The 23,565-nt window shown below is 65.8% G+C and carries 16 protein-coding genes; 10 read left to right on the top strand and 6 right to left on the bottom strand.

Annotated elements, in window-relative coordinates:
- Positions 1-85: 85 nt before the first annotated feature.
- The 5 genes from NFH97_RS14260 (at position 86) to NFH97_RS14240 (ending at position 5,900) form a co-directional block, all read left to right on the top strand.
- Positions 86-1,645, top strand: coding sequence for an MFS transporter (locus tag NFH97_RS14260; RefSeq protein WP_349624998.1), 1,560 nt, complete (start codon positions 86-88; stop codon positions 1,643-1,645).
- Positions 1,646-1,783: 138 nt separating this feature from the next.
- Entirely contained in the window at positions 1,784-2,920 is a 1,137-nt protein-coding gene (locus tag NFH97_RS14255) for an ABC transporter substrate-binding protein (protein WP_349624997.1), read from the top strand.
- Entirely contained in the window at positions 2,920-3,924 is a 1,005-nt protein-coding gene (locus tag NFH97_RS14250; RefSeq protein WP_349624996.1) for a FecCD family ABC transporter permease, read from the top strand. The genes NFH97_RS14255 and NFH97_RS14250 overlap by 1 nt, the downstream gene beginning before the upstream one ends.
- On the top strand, positions 3,921-5,003 hold the full coding sequence (locus NFH97_RS14245) for a FecCD family ABC transporter permease (protein WP_349624995.1): 1,083 nt from the start codon (positions 3,921-3,923) through the stop codon (positions 5,001-5,003). The genes NFH97_RS14250 and NFH97_RS14245 overlap by 4 nt, the downstream gene beginning before the upstream one ends.
- 273 nt (positions 5,004-5,276) lie before the next feature.
- On the top strand, positions 5,277-5,900 hold the full coding sequence (locus NFH97_RS14240) for an RraA family protein (RefSeq protein ID WP_349624994.1): 624 nt from the start codon (positions 5,277-5,279) through the stop codon (positions 5,898-5,900).
- 78 nt (positions 5,901-5,978) lie between these two features.
- On the opposite strand, the gene NFH97_RS14235 is transcribed toward NFH97_RS14240, so the two are convergent.
- The 6 genes from NFH97_RS14235 to NFH97_RS14210 all read right to left on the bottom strand — a co-directional run bounded on the left by NFH97_RS14235 (position 5,979) and on the right by NFH97_RS14210 (position 16,601).
- Positions 5,979-8,054, bottom strand: a complete 2,076-nt coding sequence (locus NFH97_RS14235; protein WP_349624993.1) for an IucA/IucC family protein — start codon at positions 8,052-8,054, stop codon at positions 5,979-5,981.
- Between the two features lie 105 nt (positions 8,055-8,159).
- On the bottom strand, positions 8,160-8,924 hold the full coding sequence (locus tag NFH97_RS14230) for an HpcH/HpaI aldolase family protein (RefSeq protein WP_306168585.1): 765 nt from the start codon (positions 8,922-8,924) through the stop codon (positions 8,160-8,162).
- A complete protein-coding gene (locus tag NFH97_RS14225; protein WP_349624992.1) occupies positions 8,918-11,026 on the bottom strand; it encodes an IucA/IucC family protein in 2,109 nt (702 codons plus the stop codon). Before NFH97_RS14225 ends, NFH97_RS14230 begins: the two co-directional genes overlap by 7 nt.
- Positions 11,027-11,034: 8 nt before the next feature.
- Positions 11,035-12,306 carry a type III PLP-dependent enzyme gene (locus tag NFH97_RS14220; RefSeq protein ID WP_349624991.1) on the bottom strand — a complete coding sequence of 424 codons (1,272 nt, stop codon included), beginning with the start codon at positions 12,304-12,306 and terminating at the stop codon, positions 11,035-11,037.
- A complete protein-coding gene (locus NFH97_RS14215) occupies positions 12,299-14,125 on the bottom strand; it encodes an IucA/IucC family protein (RefSeq protein WP_349624990.1) in 1,827 nt (608 codons plus the stop codon). The genes NFH97_RS14220 and NFH97_RS14215 overlap by 8 nt, the downstream gene beginning before the upstream one ends.
- A 340-nt stretch (positions 14,126-14,465) precedes the next feature.
- Positions 14,466-16,601, bottom strand: coding sequence for a TonB-dependent receptor (locus tag NFH97_RS14210; protein ID WP_124803174.1), 2,136 nt, complete (start codon positions 16,599-16,601; stop codon positions 14,466-14,468).
- Positions 16,602-17,147: 546 nt separating this feature from the next.
- Between NFH97_RS14210 and NFH97_RS14205 the strand changes: the two genes are divergently transcribed.
- From NFH97_RS14205 to NFH97_RS14185, 5 genes are all read left to right on the top strand, one after another.
- Positions 17,148-18,017, top strand: a complete 870-nt coding sequence (locus NFH97_RS14205) for an ABC transporter ATP-binding protein (protein WP_349624989.1) — start codon at positions 17,148-17,150, stop codon at positions 18,015-18,017.
- Positions 18,014-19,039: a ferredoxin family protein gene (locus tag NFH97_RS14200; protein ID WP_349624988.1), complete on the top strand. Its 1,026-nt coding sequence runs from the start codon at positions 18,014-18,016 to the stop codon at positions 19,037-19,039. The genes NFH97_RS14205 and NFH97_RS14200 overlap by 4 nt, the downstream gene beginning before the upstream one ends.
- Positions 19,040-19,113: 74 nt before the next feature.
- The gene (fhuF, locus tag NFH97_RS14195) at positions 19,114-19,986 is read left to right on the top strand and encodes a siderophore-iron reductase FhuF (RefSeq protein ID WP_349624987.1); all 873 of its coding nucleotides are present in this window, start codon (positions 19,114-19,116) and stop codon (positions 19,984-19,986) included.
- Positions 19,987-19,988: 2 nt separating this feature from the next.
- Positions 19,989-21,011, top strand: a complete 1,023-nt coding sequence (locus tag NFH97_RS14190; protein ID WP_348814705.1) for a helix-turn-helix transcriptional regulator — start codon at positions 19,989-19,991, stop codon at positions 21,009-21,011.
- Positions 21,012-21,366: 355 nt separating this feature from the next.
- Positions 21,367-23,541 (top strand): TonB-dependent siderophore receptor, encoded by a 2,175-nt coding sequence (locus NFH97_RS14185; protein ID WP_502878694.1) that lies wholly within the window; start codon positions 21,367-21,369, stop codon positions 23,539-23,541.
- Positions 23,542-23,565 lie beyond the last annotated feature (24 nt).

Genomic DNA, 23,565 nt, shown 5'->3' with positions numbered 1-23,565 from the left:
TTTGATAATGAATTGCATTTGCTTTTGCATCATGGCATGCTCTTGGCCCTCCGCATTTCCGCTTTTCAGGACTGTGAGACGGTTCATGTTCCAGGCCCGGCCCACCAACACACTCGCCAAGGCCCCTGCGTCGCGGGGTGCTGAGCTGTCTTCCGATGAGTCGTCGAAGGCCCGCGCCGGGGGCGCCTGGGTGCTGGTCAGCGTGTTGCTGGGCACCTTTACCGTCAGCCTCAACAACAGTGCGCTGAACCTGGCGGTGGCGGAGCTGATGGCGACCTTCGATGCCAGCGCCAGCCAGGTGAACTGGGTCATCACCCTGTTCATGATCAGCATGGCCATGACCATGCCGCTGACCGGCTATCTGGCCGATCGCTTCGGCCGACGGGTGATCTATCTGCTGGGGCTGATCGGTTTTATCGCCGGTTCTGGCCTCGGCGCCATGGCCGACAGTCTAGACAGCATCATCATCGCCCGGGGCGTCCAGGGCATGGCGGCGGGGCTGATGATGCCGCTGTCGCTGGCGCTGATCTTCGCCGCCTATCCGCCCGAGCAGCGGGGCCGCGTCAGCGGCATCTGGGGGTTTGCGGTGATGATCGCGCCGGCCATCGGCCCAAGCGTTGGCGGCCTGCTGCTGGAGGTCAGCCACTGGCGGGCGCTGTTCGTCATGAATCTGCCCTTTGCGCTGCTGGGGCTGGTGGTCGGCTGGCGCTATCTTCGTCGGGAGCCGCCCAACCGTGCCAGGCGCTTCGACCTGCCGGGCTTTTTGCTGATCACCCTCGGTATGGGCGCGGTGCTGTTTTCGCTGAGCCGAATCGACAGCCTGGCCGAACTGCTCACGCCCTCGGCGCTCGTCCCCCTGGGGCTCGGGCTTGCCGCCCTGGTAGGGTTCGTGCTGGTCGAACGGGGTATGGAGTTCAAGGCGGGGCGAATGCAGGAACGGAAAGCCGACCCCACAGCAGCCCAGGGAGCCCCGGCGCCTCTACTGTCGCTGTCCCTGTTTGGGCACCGCGCCTTTCGCCTGAGCGTCATCCTGGCCTGCCTGCAGTCCATCATCCTGTTCGGCTGCGTGCTGCTGGTGCCGCTGTGGATGCACCAGGTGCTCGGGGCGAGTCCGCTGACCACCGGGCTTGTGTTTCTGGCTACGGCCTTGATGGCGTCGCTGTCTTCGCCCATCGCCGGGAGGATGATCGACCGCCACCCGCCCCAGTGGTGCCTGCTCGCCGGCCTTGTGCTGACCGCGGTCAGTCTTGCGGGGCTCGCGCTGATGTCGTCGGCGACGCCAGCCTGGGTAGTGGGGCTGTGGATGGGGACGCGTGGCATCGGCCTGGCTTGCGGCTATCTGCCCTCCACCACCGTGGGCATGCGCGCCCTGCCCGACCGGGACATAGCCCAGGCTTCGGCCATGAACAATATGGCGAGGCGGCTGATCGCCTCGCTGGGTCTGGTGGCGCTATCGCTTTACTACGACACCCGCGTAAGTGGCGTCACCGCCACAGGCGTGAGTGCCGCCGAGGCCAGCGCCCAGGCCCTGCAGGAGACCTTTATCGCCCTGGCCGCCATTGCCCTGCTGTGCCTGCCGCTGGCCTGGGCGCTGGGGCGAGAAATCGGCCACTCGTCGGGGCGCCAGACACGCCAATACAGGTGAAGGATCATCCCCATGACGTTCACGCCATCGCTGCGACCGCCGTCGCAACCCTCACCAGGCTCGCGCTCGCCATTTTCATCGCACATGCCACCCAAGCCGCCGCACCGCTCCCGGCCCCAGCCTCGGCAGGCACCCTCAGTGCTGCGCAGTCTGCTGCTGGTGCTCGGGCTGTTCGCCGGCGTCCTGGCCTTTGTGGCACTCGCCCTGCTCGCCGGGATGCTGTTGTTTGCAGGCGCTGCCGAGGCCGACATCAGGGCTGATGAAAGGGCTGGTGTAAGCTCTGGTGTAAGCGCTGATGCAAGGTCTGACTCGGCGGCCGCTGCGCCGGTAGTCTCCTCGGCTTCGACGCCACGCCTGGTCACGCTGTATCAGGGGGCCACGGACAGCGCCGTGGCGCTGGGGGTAACGCCCATCGGGGTGGTCGATGCCTGGATGGAGAAGCCCACCTATCGCTACCTGCGCGAGGCGCTCGATGGCGTCGAGCACGTGGGCCTGGAGACCCAGCCCAACCTGGAAAAAGTGGCCTGGCTCGATCCCGAAGTGATCGTCGCCACCCGCTTTCGACACGAACGGGTGCGCCCGCTGCTCGAGCAGATCGCGCCAACGGTGTTCTCGTCCACGGTGTCTGACTTCAAGGACTCGCTCGAGCTGGTGGCCAAGGCTACCGGTCGTGAGGACAGGGCCGAACAACTGCTGACCTGCTGGAACCTTCGGGTGGCAGATCTGCGCACGAAGATTTCCACGGTGCTGGGCGACGCCTGGCCGCAGAAAGCCGCGGTGGTGCGCTTCAAGAGCGACCACGTGCGTCTGTATTCCTCCGGCTTCGCCGGCAGCATCCTGGAGGAGTTGGGCTTCCGCCAGCCTGACGCCGCCGCAGACCAAGGCTGGGGCATGAAGTTGACCAGCGAGGAGAACATCCCCGCGCTGGACGCCGACGTCATCTTCGTGCTGCTGGAAGACGACCCGGCGATCGAAAACACCTACCGCCACTGGACCGCCCACCCGCTATGGCAGCGGCTGACCGCGACCCGCGCCGACCGCGTATACGAGGTGGACACGGTCAACTGGATCATGGGCGGTGGCATCCTTGCCGCCAACGCCATGCTCGATGACCTCTATCGCCACTACGGCCTGGCGCCCCAGGCGCACTCCTCTTCCTGCGCGCTGGGTGACGCGCTGGGTGAGGAGCCTTCAGCTGTGAAAGAGCCTTCAGCTACTGGAGAGCCTTCAGTTATCACAGAGCCGTCACCCACGACAGACGAGGGTGCGGCCTGATGCTGGAACGCACCTCGACCCGGGCCGCCGGACTGATCCTCGGTACCCTGCTGCTGCTGGCGGCCTTTGGCGCCAGCGTGATCCTCGGCACCACCGAGATCACGCCGCTGACCGCCCTTGAGGCCGTCACCGACTATGACGGTGGCAGGGTCAGCCATATCATCATCCTCAGCGAACGCCTGCCCCGGGCGGTGATCGCCACCCTGACCGGTGCAAGCCTGGCGGTGGCCGGTGCGCTGATGCAGACCATGACGCGCAACCCTCTGGCCTCGCCAAGCATCCTCGGCATCAACGCCGGCGCCATGTTCTTTGTGGTGGTGGCGGTATCGCTGCTGCCGCTGCACACCCCCGGTCAGTACGTGTGGGCGGCCTTGCTCGGCGCGCTGGTCGCCGCACTCGCAGTGGTGGCGCTCAGCCGTGGCCGGCGCGGCGAGCTGTCGCCGCTTCGGGTCGTGCTCGCCGGGGTGGCGGTGACGGCGATGTTCGTGTCCTTCAGTCAGGGCCTGTTGATCATCGACCAGCAGAGCTTCGAGAGCGTGCTGTACTGGCTGGCGGGCTCGGTCTCCGGGCGCGAGCTTGAACTGGTGGTGCCACTGCTGCCGCTGTTTGCCCTGGCCCTTGCGATCACCGCGGCCCTCGCCCGTCAGGCCAACGCCCTGCTGCTGGGCGATGACATGGTCACCGGCCTTGGCATGCGCGCCGGCACCCTGAAGCTTGCCCTGGGTCTGTGCGTGATCCTGCTGGCCGGCAGCTCGGTGGCGCTTGCCGGGATGATCGGCTTCGTCGGCTTGATCGTGCCACACATGGCCCGCGGACTGGTCGGCATCGACCATCGCTGGCTGCTGCCGGCCTGTGCGCTGCTCGGGGCCACGCTGCTGCTGGTAGCCGATATCGCCTCGCGCTTCCTGATGGCACCCCAGGAGATCCCGGTCGGCGTCATGACCGCTCTGATCGGCACGCCCTTCTTTATCTATCTGGCCCGCAAGAAGCAGGTATCCGCATGAGCAGCTTGTCTGGCGCCAACGGCGAATCCGCCACACAGGATCAGACACAGGGCCATTCACAAGGCCATACGCAAGGCCATACACAAGATCGGGCCAACCGACGCTATCGCCGCCTGGTAGCGCTGCTGGCGCTTGCGCTGGTGGCAAGCGCAGGCCTGTCGCTGTCGCTGGGCAGCTTCCCCACTCCCCCCATCGAGGTGCTGAAAGCCCTGGCCGCGCCCCAGGCCAGCGACATTGGCTTTATCGTCTGGGAATTGAGGCTGCCGCGCATTCTGCTGGCGGTGCTGGTGGGGGCGGCGCTGGCGGTGGCCGGCGCGGTGCTCCAGGGCATCGTCAGAAATCCCCTGGCCTCGCCGGATGTGATCGGTATCACCAGCGGCGCGGCGCTGGCGGCGGTGGTATTTCTAGCCGGCTTTGCCAGTCAGCTGAGCATCCATCTGCTGCCGCTGGCGGCGCTGGGCGGCGCCGTGATAGCCACGGTGCTGGTGGTGGCGCTGGCCTGGCGTAAAGGGCTCAACCCCAGCCGGGTGGTGCTGGTCGGTATCGGGCTATCCGCCGCCATGGGGGCGGCGACGACCCTGCTGATCGTGATCAGCGACGACGCCTCGGCGCTGCACGCCTACGTCTGGCTCACCGGCAGCCTGTATGCGGCCCAGTGGCGCCATGTGCTGTCGCTGCTGCCCTGGCTGCTGGTGGCGATTCCGCTGTGCCTGAGCCTGGCTCGGCATATGGACGCCCTGGCACTGGGCGACGCCGTGGCCGTCGGGCTCGGTGTCGATGTGCTGAGAAGCCGGCTGATCCTGCTGGCCCTCAGCGTGGCACTGGCCGGCGCGGCGGTGGCGTTTGCCGGGGGACTCAGCTTCGTCGGCCTGGTGGCGCCCCATCTAGCGGCCCGCCTGGTCGGCCGCAGTCTGGCGCGGCTGGTGCCGGTGGCGGCGCTGTGTGGCGCGCTGATCGTGCTCTACGCCGACTTGATCGGCCGAGTGGCCTTTCTGCCCAAGGACCTGCCCGCCGGGGTCTTCGTCTCCGCGGTGGGTGCGCCCTTCTTCGTCTATCTGCTCTATCGCACCCGGCAGTAAGAGCGTCGGCTGCTCGTCGTGATCCGGTCAGCACTCACGCCGCTATCAGCACCGCCAGCAACTTTTCAGCAACCACTCCGCAATCCCTTGGCGCTGTCCGAAAAGTCGACGAGCGAAGGTTAGACAAGGCAAAAATCGGTGAGACAGCGCAGTTTACGGGGTGTAAATGAGCATGTTGACCGGGCTGGCGCACCAGCCGATTTTTAACGCCGTATTACCGAGCGCAGGCACTTTTCAGACAAGCCCTAAGCAACACATCCGACAGGAGGTCCGATGTTCCACATTGCCCCCCGCAGAGACAGCTTCAGCCAGGCGCAGATCGATCGCTTCGCCGGGCTTGCCACCTCGACCCTGGGCCACTTCAGCGACTTTGGCGCCATCGCCTCGCTGGAGCCTTTGCATCGTCCGGTGCGCCTGGTCGGCACCGCCCTGACGGTCAGAACTCCCCATGTCGACGGCAGCATCATCCGCGAGGCGCTGACGCTCGCACGCCCCGGTGACGTGCTGGTGATCGACGTGTCCGGTGACCATCGTCGCGCCTGCTGGGGCGAGTTTCGCGCCTACGCGGCGCTGACCAAGGGACTCGCTGGTGTCGTCACCAATGGCGCCGTCACCGACCGAGAAACACTGTCTCGGCTGACCCTGCCGATGTTTGCTGCGGGTACCAGTCCGCTGACCACCCGCTCGCTGTCGCTGGAGGGTGAGATCAACACCCCGGTAGCTATCGACGGAGTCACCGTCACGCCCGGCGATCTGGTGCTGGGTGACGACGACGGTCTGTTCGTGGTGCCCCCGCACCGGGCCGACGAGCTGGCCGAAAAAGCCTTGGCCAAGCAGCAGGACGAAACTCGTCGGCGCGAGGCGATGCTTGCTGAGCATCCCGAATGGCTGCGCTGAATATCCCGTCTATTGCGCACGAAAAAACGGCGGCATCGGTGTTCACCGATGCCGCCGCGTTTTTTCCTGACGGTGAGATCAGGCTTGCTGCAGCGTCCCCAGACGGTCGGCTTCGCCAGCGGTACCGACACCCTGTTCAACACCAGCAGTTGCCTCGGCGTTCTGAGGCGTCAGCTCGCCCTGGCAGGCCCTCAGCGGATTGACGGTCTCGCTGACGCCAAAAGGCATGCTGCCGGGGCCGCCGGCACGCTCGATGATCGGGGCGATCAGGCGTTTGTAGGGCCAGCGCTCGCGCTCGAACAGCGCGGACTTCAAGGCGTTGCGCTCGGCGGCATCGAAGGGCACGGCGTCGAGCTGGGCCTCGAGCTGAACCGTCAGATCTCGCCATAGCGCGCGCTGGCAAAGGCCATAGTGCCCCGCCAGGGTGTCGATGATCGCACGCAGATTGACCTGGATCGCCAGGGTCTGCAGCCAGAACAACAGCGCCTCCTGACTGTCGTGGTAGAGGGTGTTGGCGTGACCCGGCTTGATCCGGTAGCAGGGATCCTGCATGCCGTGGCGCTCGAGCTGGCCGACGTTGATACGCAGCGAGTCATGGTCACGCAGCAACAGGCCCTCGACCCTACCCTGGCGCACCACCAGCACGGCGTTCTGGCCGTGCACCTCCGCCAGCATGCCGAGCCTCAGCATGCGCAGGTTGATCTCGAAAAAGCGCGCACACAGCTCGCCGAACAGCGCCTGTGCGCTCGTGGCGCTGGCTTCCATGCCACGCTGCACCATCCAGTCATCGAAGACGTGATGGGCGCTGATGCGTGCTGGACCTGACGTCCCGACCATCGGTAGCGGCGTACCCAGGGTCGCCATGGGTACCAGTTGGGTGCCGGCCTGCTCGAGCAGCGCCTGAGGATAGCTGCGCACCATGGCGCTCAGATGGCGCGGGGCCTCATCGAACAGACTGGCGTCCTCGGGCAGGTAGGCCCACCACTTGCCTTCGTCACACAGGTGCAGGGCGCTTTCCAGCAGTGGATCACGCTGCTGGGCTTCTTCCAGCAGCCGTGCGCTCAGATCGCCATTGATCATCTTCACCGCCGGCAGGTAGCGCGAGGCCCCCAGAGAGTGGATGGCCATGGGCAGCTTGAGGCTATGCGCGGCGCCATCTGATGAGGGCGCAGCCGGCAGCAGCGAGCGCAGCGACGAGGTCGGCCACCAGCGCCCGGCCCGTGTCTCCAGGGTGATGCAGTGACCGGCGGCAAAGTCCTCGGCGAGCCACTTCGGCAGGGCATGATCGTGCTGCCAGGGGTGCACCGGCAGCGCCAGGTGGCTGTCGGCGATGCCCATGGCGCGCATCTCATCGGAGAGTGCCTGACGCTCCTCGGCCGCGAGCAGCCAGTCTGCGGGTTGTTCCAAAGGGGCGCTCTCTCTATCGGCGCCCGAAGCCGCGCCGGCTGCGAGCGCCCCCACCCCTGCGCCATGGGTCAGCCGGTGACGCGCGACCGCCACCCAGTAAAGCTCGACGGGGTTGGCAAACTCGGCCATATAGGCACGGTACTCGGCAGCGCTTAAACCCTGTTTGGCCTTGGCGGTGGGATGGTAGGGCCGGTCGAGCAGCGACGCCCACTGTTCCAGAATGGTGAAGTGCTCAAGGGTACCCAGGGAGGCGAGATGGCGGGTATCCACGCCGTGCGCCATGGAGGCCGTGGCTTGCCACAGGCTGTCCTCCAGGGCGTCGAGAAAGACGCGCTGGCCAGGCGTCAGGGCCTGTTCATCGCCGCCGAACACCCGGCGCATCAATGCCACGGGATCCAGGGGCGACGGAGTCCCCCCATCGTGAGCCAACACCGGCGTGCCGGGCACCTTCTGCCAGTCCTGGGCAATACCGGGCTCCAGCAGCATCACCAGGCTGATCTTTTGGCTAGCGCCCTGATCCCGCTCTTGGCGCCACAATCGCGCTGCTGGATGGACCACCAGCACCTCATCACCAAACAGCTCAGCGGCAAACGAACGGGCATCGCTGTCATCACCGGCCAGCGAGTCGATCTCGAGGATCCCCTCGACCAGCAGGCCATCGACCAGCGATTGAAGGATCTGCTCGCTGGCCAGGCGCCTCGCCTGGGGTGAAGGAACGGGTGAAGAAACGGAATCAAACGCGGCCATATTGGGCTCTCCTTGCAACTGCAACAATCGGGGGCACCGACGAAGGCGCGACAGCAGGGTTCGGGGTTCGGGCAACAGGGGCACCGGAAGCAAGCGACAGGCACCTCATGCGCGTGCCTCCTTCAAGGCGCTCGTCAGGGCGCGAAAGGCGATGCCCCGCTCGTCGCCGAGCAGGAAGGTACGCACACCGCGCTCGCGCCACTCGGCCTTGGCGTCCGCATGGCGCAGGAAGGCGGCGTAGGGAAGGCCGTGGTCCGCCGCCCGCTGCTGCACTCGGCAAAGCGCTTTTAGCACCTCAGGGTGGGCGGTCTGCCAGCTCACGCCCAGGGACTGGGACAGATCGGCGGCACCTTCCAGCACCAGGTCGAGACCATCGACGGCGCACAGCTCGTCGATGCGCTCGACGCCGGCCCGGCTCTCGATCATGGCGACGACCAGGATCTCGTCGTTGGCCTTTTGAACGTATTCGGCCAGGGAGTGCTTGCCGAAGGCGCCGGGGCGCCCGGCGTTGAGGCTGCGCGTGCCCTGGGGCGCGTACTTGCAGGCACCCACCGCGGCGGCCAGTCGCTCGGGGTCTTCGACGCTCGGCAACACGATGCCCTGGGCGCCGCCGTCGAGCAGGCGCAGCAGGGTCTTGGGGTTGTCGTCGGCGACCCGCACCAACGGCGTCAGTCCGTAGCTCTCGGCGGTGCGGATCATGTGCTCGACGGTTTCCGGGTTGATCAGCACGTGCTCGGTGTCGATCACCACGAAGTCGAAGCCGGCTTCGGCGATCAGCTCGATCGACGCCGCCGTGGGCAACGACGCCAGCACTCCGTAGATCTCGCGCTGCTCGATTAGCGCACGTTTCAGGCGATTGGTTCTCAGCATGGGGTACGCTCCTGTATCGCTGCAGCCTTCCCCGTGGTCACAGACGCAGGGCGCTGCACCGGTGCATGCAAGGCCAGGGGATTGGGCACCCGCTTGATCTGAGGCATCTCGTCGCCGAACAGCCGCCGGCGGGTCAGTGCTTCCACTTCCCACTCGGGGACAAAGACGTCGAACTGGCGATAGCGCTCGGCGTGCTCTGGATGGGCGTCCTGGTAGGCGGTGATGACGTCGGCGACCATGGCCCAGAAGGAGCCCTCGGTGAGTCCGAAGTGACGCTCGAGGAAGATCGCCATCTCGGCCAGGGCGATAAAGAAGAAGGCGTCGCAGGAGTAGTCGCGCACCGCCGCCAGGTCATCGGTAACGATAAAGGAGTTGCGGTTGCGCGCGGCGTGGGCCGCCGGCAGCGGCTCCAGGCTGGGGGCCAGCTCCGGGCGGGCCAGCGCCGACGGGCAGTAGCGCACCCCGTCGTGGAAGTCCTTGAGCGCGACTCGCACTGGCCAGCCGTCTCGGTGGATCACCACGATATTCTGGCCGTGGGACTCAAGCCCCACCCCTTCGGCGAACAGCAGGTGGATGATCGGCAGTGTCGCCACGCTCACCAGTTGGCGGGTCCAGGCGTCGCGCCCGTGACGGGCGATCCAGTCGGCAATAAAGGGCTCTGTGGGCGCCCCGTCCGGGTCGCGCAGACACTGGCTCAAGCCGTTGAAGGGAACCGCCTGCTCGCCAGGGGCGAGAAAGCCGTCGATATGCTCACGCCACAGGGCGCCGGCCTGGCCGTACACCTCGTCATGGCGCAGGCCGCCAAAGGCGCGTTCGTCCAGGGCAACCCCGGCCACCTCGCCGAGGATCACGACGTTGGCCGCCCCGGCGCCGGCGTCGCTCTCCAGAAGCTGCTTGAGCCAGGCGGTGATGATGGGGCCGTTGGTGATGGTATGGCGCGCCAGGATGCGGGTACTGGAGGTGTTGGTGATCCCCAGCGCCAGCTTGAGATAGGGCGTCGGGGACGCGCGCCGATCGTGATCCAGCGGCGCCAGGGTACGAATCGACTGCTGCGGGCGATAGCGGGTCTCGCCCTCGCCGAGCAGGACGATCTCGCCGCTGGCAAGCTCCGGGTAGAGCGCGCCGACCAGCACGTTTTCCCACTGCCAGGGGTGCACCGGCAGCAGCACCGCCTGCTCGCGCGCAAGGCCTCGCTCGCCTAGCCACTCGGCCAGACGCTGCCTGGCCGGCGATCCCTCGTCACCCAGCTCGGCATCGGCCATGGCCGCAAACGTCGCCAGGGCGCCGAGACCAGGAACAGCCCCCTGATGAGCCAGCCGCGCCGGCAGCGCCAGCCACAGCACCCGCAGCGGCTGGCCGAACTCGGGACCGAAGCGACAGTTGTCGCCAAGCGTGAAACCGAGACGAGACTTGTAGCAGGGATGGTAGCTGTGGGCGTCGGTGAAGTACTGCTCCAGGGCGTCGGCGTCGAGCGTGTGGGGCGCGCTCTGGCCGTCGACGGGCGCTGCCGTCGAAGACTGCAGGTCCTTGATCAGGGTCTGCTTGAGCTCGTTGATGAACCCCGGCTGCAGCCGCCCTTGAAGGTCTCCCTCGGCCCTGGCGCTCAGTGTGGACGCCAGGTCGTCCAGAAACTCCGAGAGCGATGGCGACTGGGTCCGGCCATCGCGTCCGGCCAGAGCCGGCGCCTTTGTCGACGCCCGAGCCGGCGCCCGAGCCAGCGCCTGAGTCGACGCAACAGCCAGACTCTGATGATCGAGGCGAATCAGCGAGAAGCTGTGGCACAGCCAGCCTCGCACCCGATAGTCGCGCTCCCCCAGGGAGACGACGAAGGTGGTTTCACGTCCCTGCCCTTCACCCTCAGGCGGGGCCAGGTGCTCGCAGCGATACTCGAGCACGTCTTCGTACAGCAGGGTCTGCAGCAATTGGCCGATAACCCGCCGCTCGATGCGCGGGCGATGACGCCAGTCGTCGGAACTGGCAAAGGGTACGGCAGCGGGAACAGCACTGGGAGCAACACAGGGGGCAACTCGAGGTGCGGCGACGTCTGCGACGGCGTCAGCGGACCCCGTCGCTGGCTCGGCAACGTAGGAAGGTGATGACATGAATAACCTCAGCGTGCGGTGTCGGGTGACGCCCTGTCGGCGCCAATGAAGATCTGCGGCGGCCTTGGGTGGCACAGAAAGTCAGCGTGGGAGATGTTGTAGCCGTAGGCCCCGGCCAGCGGCAGCACCAGAAGATCCCCCGGGGCGACGTCGCCAAGCAGTCGATCACGCCCCAGCACGTCCTTGGGCGTACATAGCTGCCCCACCACCGTCCAGGGTCGCTTCTCGCCGGACGACGCTTCGCCGCGCTCCCCGCTCGGCAGGTGGATGACCGGGTGGTCGTGGCCCTGGGCCGCGGGCAGCCGGAACTGGTGGGTACCGCCACGACAGACGACGAAGCCCTGACCATGGCTGTGCTTGGTGTCCAGCACCTCGATGGCGTAGTAGCCACAGAAGGCACTAAGGAAACGGCCGATCTCGAAGCGCACCCGCGGGGCCTGAGCCATCGCCTTGAGTCGGGCGTCCAGATGGGCGCACAGCGTCTGCCAGTCGAACTGACGCTCGGGTTCGAACGGCGCCATGTAGTCGACGCCGATGCCCCCCCCGACATTGAGCTGGGTGACCCTGGCGGGCGAGGCGGCAAGCGCGCGCCATTCGGGCCAGCGCGCCAGGTAACCGTCAAGCAACGCCTGGTGGCGCGCCACGCTCGTCTGGTGGGACATGGCGTGGATATGAAAGCCGACCAGGGTGAGATGGGCAGCGGCGTCCACCGCCGCCACCGCCTCGCCAAGCCTGGCTTCGTCGATGCCGAAGGGGGTGGCGATACCGGCCATGCGCAGACGACTCGACAGCGCCTCGGGCAGGGTCGGATTGATGCGGATCAGCACCGCCTGGTGACGCCCCCTGGCCGCGGCGAGTCGCTCAAGCCGCGCGATCTCGCCAAGGCTCTCCACGTGAAAGGCCTCGATGCTCTCGCCCATGGCCAACGCCATCTCCGTGTCGAGTTTGCCCGGCCCCGACAGCACCCAGGGCAGCGTGCTCGTCGCCTCGCGCATGCGCCCGATCTCGCCACCGGAGGACAGCTCGAAGCCGTCCACGATGGGGGCCAAGGTCCCGAGGACCGGCGCCTCGCTATTGGCCTTGATGGCGTAGTAAAGCTCGACACCGTCGGGCAGTGCGGACTTGATCGAACGCGCCCGGGCGGCCAGCGCCTCCAGGTCATAGAAGAAGGCGGCGATAGGATCTTGCGCTTCGGCCTGGTGGCAACGTATCGCCTCCCGCACCGCTGGCGGCAGCCGCTGGGCCTCGCTGCGCCCCGAGACAGCAACACTGTCAGCCATGGGCCACCTCCAGACGCTCACCTGCGAGCTGATGCCAGGGGTTGGGCAGCCACACATAGTCGGCGTGACGATCGGCCCGGGCCATCAGCCTGAGCTTGAGGTTGGTCTTGCACGGCAAGTCGCCGCCTGCGAGCAGGCCATCGAGCTCGGGCGTGGCGACTCCGAGCCGTTGCCTGACCCGCGAAAGCTCCTCCCCGGTGGCCTCCCACAGACGCTCGGCCAGGGCCGGGCGGCGCCAGCTCAACGCCAGGATCGCCTCGGCCAGGTGATTGACCAGCAGGCAGTAGGCGATGCGCTTCCAGCCCTTGTCGCGGCTGTAGGTCATCGACGCGCGCACGCGCTCATCCAGCGTCTCGCCGGCGAGCCAGTCAAGGCCATGATCCTCGGTCAGCTTGACGCCTTCGAAGTCGCGCAGCAGTACGCGACGGGGCCAGCCCTGGTCATGGATCAGCACACAGTTCTGCAGATGCGGCTCGACCACGATGCCATGACGGAAATACAGCGCCAGCACCGGCTCGACCAGGGCGCCAAGATAGGCCTTGTACCAGTCGACAATCCTGTGTTCGGGCACATCGTCGGCGTGAGCGCCGCTCACAGCAGCGGACGCAGGCGAACTCGCGCGCGCCACCAGCGTTGGCGCCATCGGCTCAAGTTCGGTGTCACGGGCGAATACCGTCGCCGCCAGCAGGCAACGCTCGGCGCCGAAGCGCTGGCAGAAGTTCTCGCGCAGGATGACCCCGGTCTGCTCGCGGAACCAGCGGCGCTGGTCGTCGTCAGCGTCCTGCGGGGCCCAGTGCAGGGTGGCGGGCTCCCGAGCCAGCTCGAGGGTCTCGAGCGCCGGGTCTTCACTGTCGATCAAGCGACTCATGATGCGATCGATGACCAGGGTGCTTTCGAGCTCGTACCAGGCGTTCTTGCGCACGCAGTTGGTAATGCGCACGTTGAGCGAGCCCTTGATGAACCAGGGATGCTCAGGCGCATGCCAGGTACGCATCGAGGCGGTGGGCAGCGCCAGCGGGCCGCTTCTGCCCAGGTCGCGGATGCTGCCGTCGTTGATCCGCGCGGCGACATCCGGCACCTGGCGAAACAGCTCGGCCTGGACCGGGTGCATGGCCAGCACCACCCGCCCGGCCTCGGGCTCCGCGCTCTGGTCCGCGGCCTGGCTGAGCACCTCACCGGGCTCCAGGCCATTGCAGGCGATCCGTAGCCCTTGCGCCGGAAACGAGAACTGGTGCAAGCGGGTACCCTGACCAAACTCGGGGGAGCAGTCCCTGCCCTGCCCCTTCAAGCCTTTCGGCCACTGCCTGGCCTTGGGGGTGGGGTGATTTGGATGGCCGAACCACAGCCCCTGTTCGCTGGCGGCGTAGTCCTTGAGCGGGTCATGGGGGCGTCGCCGAGCGTCCTCGATGATGGAGGCCATCACCGCCTGGCTCTGCAGCACCTGGTCGCCGAACTCGGGGTTGGGGCTGGCCTCGCGCCAGGGGCCATCTTCCAGCAGGGCCGATACCAGCTCGTCGGTATCGGCCTCCCGCCAGGGCTGATCGAGGCTGCGGCGCAGATACAGCGGCGACACAACCTGATGGCAGCCCATCGCCGAGTGGCGATCGACCAGCACGAACAAGGTTAAAGAAGACGACCAGGCGACCTGCAATGGCAGGCCCTGGAGGCTCGTTGGCAGGCCACGCCTGTTGGCGGGCCAGTGGTGGCTCAACAGGTCGTGGGGGATAGCCACTTCCTTGATGATGCCGTTGAGCAGGGCATGCTGTGAGGCATGCCGAGCGATCTCGCCAGGGGTGCGAGTACATGGGGGGAATTGCATGTGCAACCTCCGCAAGGATTCCTTCCTTGTTTTGCTTCCCCGGACGTCGAATCATCGACGCCTTTCGTCAGGGGAAACCGCGCTTTCCTGGCTAGTCACTTGGCGAAGGGTTGTTGTTATGGCGTAGTTGTTATTGCGTACGTTGTTATGAAGTCGTTGATCTGGAAACTGATTCTGCAGATGGCCTGAAAACAGCCTCAGGCGTTGCCTGGTGTCATCGAAGCGGCACCACGGCCCGTCCGCGTGGACCGCCGCCGTCCTGGCGGCGGTCCGGGTCAGCCGACTAGCGGCGCTTACGAAAAGTAGCGCTTTCCAGCCGTAGTGCTTACAAACGCAGCCTTTAGAAGTCGACGCTATACCCTACCGTCAGGGTACGACCACGACCGGCGAAGTAACGGTCGTCGTTGACCAGCGCGCTCTGGGAGTAGTAGGTGATGTAGTCCTCGTCGAGCAGGTTGGACACGCCCACATTCAGCTTGCCGGTAGGCAGTTGGTAGCCCACCGCTGCGTCCACCAGCAGATAGCCGTCGAACTCGCGATCGTCCTCGTCATAGGTCTCATCGAACGAGTAGTTGGCCTGGAGGAAGGTGGACACCTTGTCGGTCCAGTTGGCGGACCAGCTACCGATCAGACGATCCGGCGAGACATCCAGGCCGGACAGTTCGGCATCGAGGTCGCCATCGTCGTCGCTGTCATACAGCCCGGTCATGTGGGAGTAGGCCAGGCGACCGGAGTGGCGCTCGGTAAAGGCGTAGTCCACCGAGGCCTCGATACCGGTGATCTGGGTCTCCTGGCGGTTCATGATGAAGACGCCGTCTTCTTCGGTCAGGCGGCTGCCGAAGTCGGAGGTGGACTCGTAGTAGCTCAGCTCTGCCGACAGGCGATCCCCTTCGAAGCGCACGCCGGTCTCGACGTTCTCGGTCACGATGGGACGCAGGTTGTCGATACTGTCGACGGACTGTCCCGGGGTATCGATGCCGCGCAGCGCACGACCAACATCAGGGATCGAGAAGCCTTCGGAGTAGTTGGCGAACAGGCTGACGCGATCGACCGGCTTCCACACCGCGCCGACGTTGTAGAGCGTCTCGTCGAAGTCGGGATTGCCGCCCTCGACGTCGACGCCATTGTTGGCCCACACCGTCTGATAGTCATCGATATCCAGCTCGGCGTACTCATAACGCACCCCGGCGGACAGCAGCAACGAGTCGATCGGCTGCAGTTCGGCCTGGAAGAACGGCGACAGGTCGGTGTAATCGGTGGGCGGCACGTAGGTGCGGTTGCTCTGATACAGGTACTGCTCGGTCTCGTCGAACAGCGTATCGAAGCCACCGGTCAGCTTGAGCCGGTCATTCCACAGGTCGTCCTTGGTCAGCGAGATCTTGGTGCCGAACTTCTCGGTCTTGGCCGAGCTCTGGTCGTAGTAGGTGCCTACCGGCGCCAGTGACGGATCCTGGAAGCTGCTGGAGTCGGTGGCGCCGAACAACGCCTCGTAGTCCTGATAGTAGGCCTGGGCGCTAAGGTGCATGCCGGCCAGGTCGTAGTTCTCGTAGCTAAGCCCAGTGGTCCAGACCTCATTGAAGGGGGCGTCGCCCTCGGGGGTGCCACGCACGGAGGTGGTCGGAATCCCGGCGTCGCGATCGCCGGTCACGCTGACGTAGTCGTTGTGACCTTCGATGTCATAGTGATTGAGGGTGAACTGGATGCGCTGGTCATCGTCGATCCAGTAGGCAATCTTGCCGAGCAGGTCATAGCTGCGCGAGTCCATCAGGTCGCCCTGGGTGTTGTCGACACCGACCGGGTCGTCCTTGGCGTCCAGGTACAGCCCCTGGTCCTCGTAGCTCAGACCAAACAGGTAGTCGACGTTGCCCTTGTTGCCGCTGAAGCCGTAGTCGGTCTTGTAGCTCAGGGTGTCCTCGTCCAGCTCGCTGGTCGGGGTGGTCATCTGCACGCCGAAGTGCTGATTGAAGGAACCCGGCTCCGGACGCTTGGTGATGATGTTGATCACCCCGCCGGCTGCGCCGACGCCATTGGTGGCGTTGGCGCCCTGGATCACCTCGATCTGCTCCACCTGGGAGAAATCGATGGTATGGGCCTCACGACCGGTCGGACGCAGCGGATTCGACTGGGGAATGCCGTCGATCAGAAACAGCGGTGTGCGGCCCCTCAGGGTCTCGCCGCTGCCGGTCATCTTCTGGCGGTTGGGCGAATAGGATGGCAGCAGGTTGCTCAGAATCTGGGAGGAGTCGGTGGTCACGTCCAGCTGCTGGGCGATCTCCTCCTCGCTGATGATGCGCACGGTCTGCGGCGAATCTTCCGCGGTGGTATTGGTCCGCGAGGCGGTCACCACCATGGTCGGGGCCTCGTCGGCACGGGCGCCGTTCGAGGAAGAGGTATCGACGGAGGTCTGCGCCGCGACCTGCTGTGCGGCCACCAGGCCAAGCAGTGAAACGGTGGGCCAGAGAGCATGACGTTTCATGTCGTGCATCGTTCCTTTTGCTAAATCGAATGATCGCGCAAACGCTGACTCGAGGTCTGGCGAGTCCCTCACGCCAGGACGTTGCTCTCGGACGTCGTCCCTGCCCCGTGCTGCCGCTCCCGGCGAGCGGTGGCGATGCGATTCGCCACCCTCCCGAAGGGCCGCACCTTACCGAAGCCTCGATGCCGCATTGCGTCGTTTATTGCCATCTCACATACAAATGAGAACGATTATCCTAATTAATCGCTTTCCTGATGTCCACGAAATGCGAACCATTCGTTCGGCATAAGCTAACAACACACTGTGCTAAAACGCCGCGCGCCATGCCGACAAACCGCGCCGATACGGGCCTGGCCGGATTGAAAATGAGAATTTTTTGTCATACCGTGCTGCTGCCACACACCCCCAGGCGGGCCTTGCATGACCTCATCTCAGCCTTCTTTGCCGACCACACCCTCTTCCAGCGCGGCACCCCAACACCGGTCCGATGCATCGTCAGGCGTGTCGTCAGACGGATCGACCGCGGCGTCCGCGCTTGACCACCCATTGGCGGGGCAATCTCTCAAGGTCGGCTACGAGGAACGGCTGGTACTGGACGGGGTGGATATCGCGGTGGCACCAGGCAAGCTGACGGTGCTGCTCGGTCCCAACGGTAGCGGCAAGTCGACCCTGCTGAAGACCCTGGCACGCACCTTGAAGCCCCAGGGCGGCCAGGTGCTGCTCGACGGTCAGGATATTCACCGTCGCTCCACCCGCGAGGTCGCCCAGCATCTGGGGCTGCTGCCCCAGGGGCCGACGGCACCGGAGGGGCTGAGCGTGCGCCAGCTGGTGGCGATGGGACGCTTTCCCCACCAGCGCCTGTGGCAACGCGATGCCCGTCGCGACGCAGAGGTGGTCAAGCAGGCGATGGCCTACACCCGGGTCACCGAGTTCGCCGAACGCCACGTCGACACCCTGTCCGGTGGACAGCGCCAGCGCTGCTGGATCGCCATGGTGCTGGCCCAGCAGACCGACCTGATCCTGCTCGATGAGCCCACCACCTTTCTTGACCTCAAGGTCCAGGTGGACCTGCTGGAGTTGCTCTCGGGACTGGCCCACGACCAGGGGCGCACCCTGCTTTTGGTGCTGCACGACCTCAACCTGGCCGCCGCCTACGCCGACGAGCTGGTGATGATGCGCGACGGCCGCATCCTCACCAGCGGCGCGCCGCGAGAAGTGTTCACCGCCGACAATCTGAAGCGCGTCTTCGACCTGGAGGCCCACGTCATGGTCGACCCGGAAAGCGGCAAGCCGCTGTGCGTACCTTTGCTGGGGCGCCGTGAATCGCAGACGCCGCGGCAGAAACCAACCGACGAGTCGCCGGCGTCGCACACTCAGGCAATGCATCTTTCGACAACGTCAGGGCCGAGGCCATGAGCCACGTCTTCTGCACCGACCTGTCTCGCGAAGCGGGGGATCCGCTGCCTGGCAGCGGCGCCCACGCCGAGCGCAACCTCTTGATCAGCTGGCCCCGGGCCAGGTGGCAGCGCAACCTGCGCCACGCCAGCGACATGCCCCCCGAGCTGGCAGCACAACTCGACGCCCTGGCCGCCAGCGGTCGTCGGGTCAATCTGATCCATCGTCGTGATCAGCCTGCCGAGGTCCACGAGGTGATCCTGATGCCGGAGCGTCGGCGTCTCCAGCTCGAGCGCAGCGCACTGCGGGCCTTTGTCGAGGCGCTGGCGGCGGGCGAGGATCTCGAGCGCTGGCCGTCCATCCCACAGCACCACGACCTGGTGCTGTGCTGCACCCACGGCAAGAAGGACAAGTGCTGCGCGCGCTACGGCTATCGCAGCTACAAGGCGCTGGCCCGCGCCGTGGAGGAACATCGCCTGCCCTTCGACGTCTGGGAGAGCAGCCACCTGGGCGGTTGCCGCTTCGCCGCGAGCATCATCCTGCTGTCACCGGTGCGCAAATACGGGCGTATCGAGCCCGACCAGGCGTTGCCCATGCTGCAAGCCGAGGCGCAGGGGCAGCGCTTCCTGCCCGGCTATCGCGGAGCCTCCCACCTGACCCCGGCCCAGCAGTGCGCCGAGGTCGCCGCGCTCCAGTGGCTGGCCAGGGACTCGGCCCTGCCCTGCGTCGAACTGGCGCTGGTGGAGGACAACGCCCTGGACCCGCAAGAGATGCCCGGCCAGCACACATACAACGACAACAACAACGACGGCGACAACGAACCGCAATACCGCCGTCAGGTCTGGCGCTGGCGCCAGTCCGGCGATGGCAAGGGCAAGGGCAAGGGCGGGGGAGCGAGCGGTGAGCTGGTCGTCCATTGCCATACCCTCACGCTTGCACGGATCGACATGTGCTCGGATATCGACCAGGGGCCCAGCCCCAGCCAGGTCTGGCGGGCCGCCAGCGTTCAGTCGATCGACGCCGGCTATCGGCAATATTCTTGATAACAATTCGCATTTAATTTATGGTGTGCACCGTTGGTCTTATGACCTCAAGCCTCCGGCCTGCAGGACACCCCATGACATCAGCGCTGCCTCGTCTGTATTGCGGTCCCCTGGAACACCTTGCCGTACCCACCGTCGCGGCCGAGCTACCCGACGACGCCATGCCTGCCGAGCGTCTGCTCGAACCTGGCGTGCTGGACGAATTGCTCGAGCGCTTCGCCGCCCAGTACCAGGGCGATGACCTCAAGGCGGTGGCCTCGCTCTGGTCCAAGTGGCATTTCAGCGCCATGGCCGCCCATACCCTGGCCTCCAACCTGCTGCTGGAGCGCGACCTGCCGGTAGCGCTGGATCAGATGGGCCTGTATCTCAGCGACAGCGGCCAGACGACTGGCATCGCCCTGCCCCACGAAGGCACCCCGCTGGGGTCGCTCGACGCCTTCGAGCGCTTCGAACGCCTGCTGCAGGGGCATGTGGCACCGCTGGTCGACATGCTGGGCTGCGTCTCCGGGGCCTCCCCCAAGGTGTTCTGGAGCAACTTCGGCAACTACTTCGAGTACTTTGCCAAGGCTGCAGTGCACCACCCCATGGCCTCACCTGGGCTCGGCGACGAGGCGCTGCGCCTGATCGACCACCGGGTCTACCCGGATGGCCGGCGCAATCCCCTGTTCATGCCGGTGCGCTACCTGCCCGACGAACACGGAGAGACCCAGCGCACACGGCGGCTGTGCTGCCTGCGCTATCGACTCGAGGACTTCGGCTGCTGCGGCAACTGCCCGCTGGACGATGCCGCCGTTGCCAGGGCGAGCAGCACGACCAGCAACAAGACCAGCAGCACGACCGGCAACAAGGTCAGGCAGCCCAGGACCACAGCGATGCCCCAGAGCACGGGGGAAGTGGTGCAGACCTTCCCCTCTCGCGGCGACGCCCGCCGCCTGGTCGCAAGCTGAAGATGAGCACTGCAAGCCACGCGCAGGCCTGCGAGTCGAGTGGTGATCAGCCTCGCTCGCGCCCGCTGGCCGGGGCCGCCGCGGGACTTGGTGATACCCGGGTCATCCGCGCGCGGGACTTTCTACGCTTTGGCCAGCGCCATGGCATCGACTACCGCTTCGACGGCGCCCGCTTCCCGGCGGTGGCCCACCACCTGGAAATTCTCAGAGGCCGCGTCATCGAGGAAGAGGTGCGCAGCGGCTGGCATCTGACCTTTTCCGATGTCGAGGTGCTCAAGCCCTACGACTCCTGCTCCACCATGGCCTCGCCGCTGTTTGTGTGCGTGGTGATGGAAGGCGCCATCGTGGTCGACACCGGAGGACGGCGGCAGCGGCTCACCGCCGGCAGCGCACTGAGCGCCCGGCTCGCCGATCAGGTTTCCCTGCGCGTGCATCAGGATGAGGGGCAGCGGTTGCGCACCCTGAACCTGTCGCTGGACCAGGCTGCGATCGCCTCGTTGAGCCAGCGCCCGGACATCACCGAACTGCTCGACGCCCCGCGTCCCCATCTGCACGTCTGGCCACTGCCCGGCTACCTGGCGCCGATGCTCGAACAGGCGGTCATGCCGCAGCCTTCCCCCGGCCAGCGCCAGCTCTTGATGGAGGCCATTGGCCTGCAACTACTGGCCCACGGCCTGCGACATCCCGGCCCGCGCCAGCGCGGTGACCTGCCCCTGCCGGAGCGCCAGCGGCTGGAGCGGATCCGCCAGCGGCTGCACGACTTTCCCGCCGAGTCCTACTGCCTCGAGCAGCTGGCGGCGATGGCGTCCATGAGCGCCTCGGGCCTGCGCGCCAAGTTCCAGCGCCTGTTCGGCGTTTCGGTCTTCGACTACCTGCGAGAACGCAGACTGACCCTGGCCCACGAGCTGCTGGCCCAGGGCGCCAGCGTGCAGCAGGCCGCTTTCGAGAGCGGCTACAGCCACGCCTCCAACTTTTCCACTGCCTTTCGGCGGCGCTTCGGAGTCTCACCCCGCGACGTTGGCTAGACGCTTCCAGAGCCTTCGCCCTTCGCCCAGCCCCCTGGGCACCTCTCCCCCAGAGACCTCAACTGGACACAGTACACCGCAACGGCACCCAGCCGTCGGGCGGTGCTTCGTCGATGAATGGATCCACTACATCAGCTAGCACTCGCTACGCCGATAGCACTCGCTACGCCGATCGCACTTGTCTACTGAGGTTTCATTATCGGCGCAGGTCCTGTCACCACGCATAAGGTTCTTGGCGCCGCGCATAAACAGGCCCACTCGCAAAATGTAATAATTCGCATTACCGAAACATGACCGCTTTGTTCAGGTGCCTACCCCGCGGCGCCTTTCCCTGCTCCCAATGGTAAGCGACAACATGCGTATCACCTCGACCCTGCCCTTCGCGCTGACGCCTTTCGCCCTGAAACCTTTCGCCTTGAAAGCTGGCCCGGCGCTGCTGGCGGCCAGCGTATCCTCCGCCGCACTGGCCCAGACCACCCTCAGTGACAATGCCGTCAATGCTGGCACCTCCACCAGTACCGAACTGGGCACCATGACGGTTACCGGCCAGGCCGCCACCAAGACCGATACGCCCTTCCTCGAGACGCCCCAGGCCACCTCGACGGTCAGCGCCGAACAGATCGAGCGACGTGGTGCCCAGACCGTGCAGCGGGCGCTGGACTACACCCCCGGGGTCTATACCAACCAGCTCGGGTCGTCCAACCGCTACGACTATCTGGTACTGCGGGGCTTCTCCGACGGCAGCCTGAGCAATACCTTCCTCGATGGCCTCAAGCTGATGGGCGACACCAACAGCTTCAGCTCGCTGAAGGTCGACCCCTGGATGCTCGAAAGCATCGAGGTGGTAAAGGGGCCGGCCTCGGTGCTCTATGGTCGCGCCTCCCCCGGCGGCCTGGTGGCGCTGACCAGCAAGCGCCCTGAGTTCAGCGACACCCCCACCGGCGAGGTGCAGGTCGGCTTCGGCAACAATGACCAGCAGCGCGCCGCCTTCGACGTCACCGGCAGCGTCGACGAAGGCCAGCGTGCCGCCTTCCGCCTGACCGGCATCGCCCGTTCCTCGGATACCCAGTTCGATCAAGCCGAAGAAGAAAGCTACGCCATCGCGCCGTCGCTGACCTGGGACATCACCGACGCCACCACCCTCAACCTCAACGCCTACGTCTCGCGTGAGCCCGAGGGCGGCTATCACGCCGGTCTGCCCTACGACGGCACGGTGACCAGCCATGCCGGCGGGCATATCGACAACACCTTCTTCGAGGGCGAGGACGACTACGACAACTTCGAGCGCGACCAGACCCTGCTGGGCTATGAGCTGGAGCACCGTTTCGGCAACGGCATCACCGCTCGCCAGAAGCTCAAGTATCTGGAATCCGACGTCGAGATGGATCAGGTCTACGCCTACGGCTGGGCCAACGACACCGAGCTCAACCGCTACTACTCCGGCGCCGACGAGGATCTCGAGGCCTGGACCGTGGACAACCAGCTCGAAGCCAACTTTTCCACCGGCGGCTTCGAGCACCGGGTGCTGACCGGGTTCGATTACCAGACCCGCGAGAACGACGTGGTCTGGTCCGGGGGCACCTTCCCCAACATCGACGCCTTCAACCCGAGCTACGGTGCTGGCCCCATCGGCGATATCGTCGTGACCACCCGCGAGAAGCACGAACTCGACCAGACCGGCGTCTACCTGCAGGACCAGATCAGCTGGGATCGCTGGCACCTGACCCTGGGTGGCCGCTATGACTGGGTCGATATCGAGAACACCAACCTCGATAGCGGCGACAGTTCGGATCTCGACGAAACCCAGTTCAGCGGCCGCGCTGGCCTGCTCTACGCCTTCGACAACGGCGTCTCGCCCTACGCCAGCTACTCGACCGCCTTCACCCCGACCAGCTTCGTCGATGCCTCCGGCGATCTGCTCGAGCCGATGGAGGGCGAGCAGGTGGAAACCGGGCTCAAGTACCAGCCGTTGGGTACTCGGGACCAGTACTCCATCGCCCTGTTCCATATCACCCAGGAAAACGTGGCCACCAAGGAGCAGCCCACCGATCCGTATCGCGCCGTGGGCGAGATCGAATCCCAGGGGATCGAGCTTGAGGCGCGCACTCAGCTCACCGAGGCACTGAGCCTCCAGGCCGGCTACGCCTACACCGACATCACCTACGCCGAAAGCGATGACCCCAGCGAGGAAGGCAACGACGCCATCTACTCGCCCAAGCACATCGCCTCGGTGTGGGGCTACTACGACTTCCTCAAGGGACCGCTGGCCGGGCTCAACACCGGCCTCGGGGTGCGCTACCACGCCGATATCCAGGCCGACCGCGACAACACCAAGTCGGTCCCGGACTACACCCTGGTCGACGCCACCCTGGGCTATGACTTCAGCCAGGTGGGGCTGACCAACGTCAGCGGCCGCCTCAACGTCAGCAACCTGCTGGACGAGGACTACGTGGCCTCCTGCAACTCGCTCGAATTCTGCTACTTCGGCGCCGAGCGCAGCGTCAGCGCTACCCTGAGCTATCGTTTCTAGCCACTGACCCAAATGAAGGAAAAG

This window comes from Halomonas sp. SCS19 (assembly GCF_040147015.1).
GTDB classification, from domain to species: domain Bacteria; phylum Pseudomonadota; class Gammaproteobacteria; order Pseudomonadales; family Halomonadaceae; genus Halomonas; species Halomonas litopenaei.
This window is presented reverse-complemented; position numbering and strand designations above follow the sequence as displayed.

Excerpts from the sequence above, each read along its gene's own strand:
- NFH97_RS14260 (WP_349624998.1), top strand. The coding sequence starts at position 86 with ATGTTCCAGGCCCGGCCCACCAACACACTCGCCAAGGCCCCTGCGTCG.
- NFH97_RS14250 (WP_349624996.1), top strand. The coding sequence starts at position 2,920 with ATGCTGGAACGCACCTCGACCCGGGCCGCCGGACTGATCCTCGGTACC.
- NFH97_RS14245 (WP_349624995.1), top strand. The coding sequence starts at position 3,921 with ATGAGCAGCTTGTCTGGCGCCAACGGCGAATCCGCCACACAGGATCAG.
- NFH97_RS14240 (WP_349624994.1), top strand. The coding sequence starts at position 5,277 with ATGTTCCACATTGCCCCCCGCAGAGACAGCTTCAGCCAGGCGCAGATC.
- NFH97_RS14235 (WP_349624993.1), bottom strand. The coding sequence starts at position 8,054 with ATGGCCGCGTTTGATTCCGTTTCTTCACCCGTTCCTTCACCCCAGGCG.
- NFH97_RS14230 (WP_306168585.1), bottom strand. The coding sequence starts at position 8,924 with ATGCTGAGAACCAATCGCCTGAAACGTGCGCTAATCGAGCAGCGCGAG.
- NFH97_RS14225 (WP_349624992.1), bottom strand. The coding sequence starts at position 11,026 with ATGTCATCACCTTCCTACGTTGCCGAGCCAGCGACGGGGTCCGCTGAC.
- NFH97_RS14220 (WP_349624991.1), bottom strand. The coding sequence starts at position 12,306 with ATGGCTGACAGTGTTGCTGTCTCGGGGCGCAGCGAGGCCCAGCGGCTG.
- NFH97_RS14215 (WP_349624990.1), bottom strand. The coding sequence starts at position 14,125 with ATGCAATTCCCCCCATGTACTCGCACCCCTGGCGAGATCGCTCGGCAT.
- NFH97_RS14210 (WP_124803174.1), bottom strand. The coding sequence starts at position 16,601 with ATGAAACGTCATGCTCTCTGGCCCACCGTTTCACTGCTTGGCCTGGTG.
- NFH97_RS14200 (WP_349624988.1), top strand. The coding sequence starts at position 18,014 with ATGAGCCACGTCTTCTGCACCGACCTGTCTCGCGAAGCGGGGGATCCG.
- fhuF (WP_349624987.1), top strand. The coding sequence starts at position 19,114 with ATGACATCAGCGCTGCCTCGTCTGTATTGCGGTCCCCTGGAACACCTT.
- NFH97_RS14190 (WP_348814705.1), top strand. The coding sequence starts at position 19,989 with ATGAGCACTGCAAGCCACGCGCAGGCCTGCGAGTCGAGTGGTGATCAG.
- NFH97_RS14185 (WP_502878694.1), top strand. The coding sequence starts at position 21,367 with ATGCGTATCACCTCGACCCTGCCCTTCGCGCTGACGCCTTTCGCCCTG.